The following is a 3,776-nucleotide window of genomic DNA, read 5'->3' as shown; positions in this document are numbered from 1 at the left end:
GCGCCGGTGTCGCGGCGCTGACGGCGCTCGTGACGTTGTGGCTGCTCGTGACGCTGTGCTTCGCGCTGCTGCACGCGGCGCCGGGCGGTCCGTTCGACACCGAGAAGGCCGCGCCGCCGGCCGTGCAGGCGCAGCTCGCGCAGCGCTACCGGCTCGATCGCAGCCTGCCGCAGCAGTACCTCGCCTATCTCGGCGACGTCGCACGCGGCGATCTCGGACCGTCGTTCCAGTATCCGGACTTCAGCGTCAACGAACTCATCGCGCAGGGGCTGCCGGTGTCGGCCGGACTCGGCGGACTCGCGCTGCTGCTCGCACTCGCGCTCGGCGTGCCGATGGGCGTGCTCGCGGCGGCGCGCGAAGGCGGCCGGCTCGACCGCGCGCTGATGCTGCTCGGCGCCGCGGCGCAGGCGCTGCCGAAGTTCGTGATCGCGCCACTGCTGATCCTGCTGTTCGCGGTCGAACTGCGCTGGCTGCCGGCCGGCGGCTGGGTCGCCGGCGACTGGCGCTACCGCGTGCTGCCGGTGATTGCGCTGATGCTGCCGAACCTCGCGTGGTGCGCGCGGCTGACGCGCAGCAGCATGAGCGAGGCGATGGCGGCCGACTGGTATCGCGCGGCCCGCGCGCGCGGCTACGCCGAGTCGCGCCTGCTGCTCGTGCACGCCCTGCCCGTCGCGGCGCTGCCGCTCGCGGCGTGGCTCAGTCCCGCGCTGATCGCCGTCGTCACCGGGTCGGCCGTGGTCGAGCAGATCTTCGGCATTCCCGGCATCGGCCGCTATTTCGTGCAGGGCGCGCTCAACCGCGACTACACCCTCGTGCTCGGCGTCGTGCTCGTGGCCGGCGCGCTCGTCATCGTCGTCAATGCGCTCGTCGACACGCTGCGCGGGTGGCTCGATCCGCGGCTGCGCAGCGGGCGGTGAGAGAACGCCGGCTCTGCGGCCACTGGAACAGGGGCACAGGGACGTGCTCTTTGTGAGCGGGAACCGGAAATGGAGAATCGGGAATCGTAGGAGCCCAAAGCGGGAAGGATCCCGGCAGGCGGAGACGGATATCCGCCTTGCGCTCCCGTCGCCTGTGACGATTCCCGATTCCCCGTTTCCGATTCGCGCTCCCATTCCCGAATGACGTATTTGCCGCATTCTGGAACAATCGCGCCGAACGCATTGTTGTAACCGCCATGCCCGGACAGGGCCGCCTTCGCGCGTCCCGGCATCCGGCCGACCGCCGGGGAGTCGTCATGAGTGACGCAGTGCTGGTCAAGGTTCGCGGCAAGGGTCAGGCGCTGGCCGCCGCGCGAACCGCGTTCGGTCTCGGCGCCGGCGCGGTCGAGCCGATCCTGTCGGTACCGGCGGCACGCGGCGCCGGCATCGGCGCCGATGCGGCCGACGACGCGACCTGGCTGCGCATCGACGCCGGCGACGCCGAGCACCCGTGGGACCGCGTCCACGCCCTCGCACAGTCGGCCGCCTCGGCGTTCGCCGCGAACGGCCGCGGACGCATCGTCGATGCCGAGCCCGATCTCGCACAGCGCTGGGAGCACGACAATCGCGACGCCGCGGCAACCGGCGTCGACGCGCCCGAGCAATGCCGCTTCGACGACCAGGACGACGGCGGCGGCAAGGCCAAGGGCGACGGCGCGGGCTGGAGTCTGCGCGATGCGTTCAGCCAGCTCGCCGCGGCGCGCGCGCGCGTCGGCGACAGGCTCGCGAACGTGCGCGTCGCGCATCTGGACACGGGTTACGACCCCGACCATCGCACGCTGCCGCAGAACCTGCGGCGCGATCTGCAGCGCAATTTCGTCAAGAGCGACGGCGCACCCGACGACGCGACGGACCGGTCGCGCCATCTGCCGCTGCTGAGCAACCGCGGCCACGGCTGCGGCACGCTGAGCCTGCTCGCGGGCAACCGCCTCGACGGCGCCGCGCCGGGCTGGGACGGCTTCGTCGATTTCATCGGCGGCGCGCCGCTCGCGCAGATCATCCCGATCCGCATCGCCGACAGCGTCGTGCGCTTCACGACCGGCACGATGGTGCAGGGCTTCGGCTATGCGGTCGACAACGACGCGCACGTGCTGTCGATGAGCATGGGCGGTGTCGCCTCGCGCGCGCTCGTCGATGCAGTCAACCTCGCCTACGACCGCGGCCTCGTGCTCGTGACCGCGGGCGGCAACAATTTCTCGCACCTGCCGACGCCGAAGTCGATCGTGTTCCCGGCGCGCTGGCGCCGCGTGCTCGCGGCCTGCGGCGTCATGGCGAACGGCCGCGCGTATGCGGGTCTCAGCGGCGTCACGATGCAGGGCAACTTCGGTCCCGAGGCGAAGATGGACACGGCGCTCGGCGCGTACACGCCGAACGTGCCCTGGGCGCAGATCGGCTGCGCGAACATCGTCGACATGGACGGCGCCGGCACGTCGGCGGCGACGCCGCAGATCGCCGCGGCCTGCGCGCTGTGGCTCGCCGAGCACCTGGAGCGCGTGCTGCAGTATCCGGAACCGTGGATGCGCGTCGAAGCCGTGCGTCATGCGCTGTTTGCGAGCGCGACGAAGACGACGCCGCGCATGAACGCCCAGGAGACGCGCAGGAAGATCGGCCAGGGCGTGATGCGCGCGCTCGAGGCGCTCGCGATCGCGCCGCCCGACGCCGCGGCGCTGACGCGGCTGCCGCCGGCGAAGGCGTCGTGGGGCTGGCTGCACCTGATCTTCGGCGGCGGCGTGAGCCTGACCGCGTCGCCCGCGCAGCGCGCGATGCTCGAACTCGAACTGACCCAGATGGCGCAGCGCCATCAGTCCGTCGACGAAGCGATCGACGATCCGGACCGACCGGCCGAGGAGATTCCGCCGGCCGCGATCGACCGCTATCTGCAGGCCGCGCTCGACGAAGGCAATCCGTCGCGCGCGCTGCGTGCGTTTCTCGAACGCCGGCTCGGCCAGCCCGCCCGCGTGATCGCGGACCGCGACGCCGCACCGATGCCGGCGCCGGTGCGCGAGGTGCGCAAGCCGCCGCTGCCCGACCGGCGCCTGCGCGTCTATGCGCTCGATCCGAGCGTCGCCAAGAACCTCGATTTCGCGGACCTCAACGAAACGACGCTGCGGCTGCCCTGGGACGACGTGCCGGCGACCGGCGAGCGTCTGCGGCCCGGCCCGGTCGGCGAGTACCTCGAAGTCATCGACGTCGATCCGGCCTCGAACAAGGTCTACGAGCCGGTCGACCTCAACGATCCGGTCGTGCTCGCGCAGGACGGCTGGCCGCCGTCGGAAGGCAATCCGCAGTTCCATCAGCAGATGGTCTACGCCGTCGCGATGACGACGATCCGGCATTTCGAACGCGCGCTCGGCCGAAAGGCGCTCTGGGCGCCGCAGCGCTATGTCGACAACGGCAAGCTGAAATCGCGCTGGGTGCGGCGCCTGCGCATCTATCCGCATGCGCTGCGCGACGACAACGCGTACTACAGTCCGGCCAAGGTCGCGCTGCTGTTCGGCTACTTCCCGGCCGAATCCAGCGGCGACACGGCGACGACGACGGGATCGCTCGTGTTCACCTGCCTGTCGAGCGACGTGATCGCGCACGAGATGTCGCACGCGCTGCTCGACGGCCTGCACCGCCGTTTCCAGGAAGCGTCGAATCCCGACGTGCCGGCGTTTCACGAGGCGTTCGCCGACATCGTCGCGCTGTTCCAGCACTTCACGATGACCGACCTCGTGCGCTTCGAGATCGCACGCTCGCGCGGCAAGCTGTCGGCGGCGAACCTGCTCGGCGGCCTCGCGCGCCAGTTCGGCGAGG

General features: G+C 71.2%; 2 protein-coding genes. Both read left to right on the top strand.

All coding sequences use genetic code 11. The features are described 5' to 3' along the window. A partial coding sequence (locus tag VLF18_RS04940; protein ID WP_325278508.1) for an ABC transporter permease occupies positions 1-917 on the top strand: 917 nt, incomplete at its 5' end. A 317-nt stretch (positions 918-1,234) separates the two neighbouring features. After that, on the top strand, positions 1,235-3,776 hold a 2,542-nt coding region (locus VLF18_RS04935; protein ID WP_325278507.1), incomplete at its 3' end, for a S8 family serine peptidase.

The sequence above is a fragment of the Tahibacter sp. genome (assembly GCF_035481375.1).
GTDB lineage: Bacteria > Pseudomonadota > Gammaproteobacteria > Xanthomonadales > Rhodanobacteraceae > Tahibacter.
Note: the sequence above shows the minus strand (reverse complement) of the source record. Positions and strands in the feature narration are given on the sequence as shown.